This is a genomic window from Bradyrhizobium algeriense (genome assembly GCF_003062295.1).
Taxonomy (GTDB): Bacteria; Pseudomonadota; Alphaproteobacteria; order Rhizobiales; family Xanthobacteraceae; genus Bradyrhizobium; species Bradyrhizobium algeriense.
Window position 1 is genome coordinate 1 of record NZ_PYCN01000324.1, and the last position, 251, is coordinate 251.

Genomic DNA, 251 nt, shown 5'->3' on the forward strand with positions numbered 1-251 from the left:
TTGCCGCCCTGGGTGGCAGCAAGAGCTGAGAAATCTGCTGCTACCTCGTCGGCGACGCGAAGCGAGATCAGAGCCATCTGGTCCAATCCCAATCGCGACGTAATACATCGCTGGCGCGAAGCCTATCAACGTCGATCACAAGAACGCGGAGATCCGCTTCCGCCATGAACCAAGCCAAATGCACAGCAAGCGTCGTCTTGCCGACCCCGCCCTTTTGATTGTTGATGACAATGGTCTTCATCTTAAGGCCC

1 protein-coding gene is annotated in these 251 nt (G+C 56.2%); it reads right to left on the reverse strand.

Annotated features, from left to right (window positions below; genetic code table 11):
* Positions 1-67 precede the first annotated feature (67 nt).
* Positions 68-251: ParA family protein (locus tag C7G61_RS47185; protein WP_274542326.1), on the reverse strand; the 184-nt coding region annotated here is incomplete at its 5' end.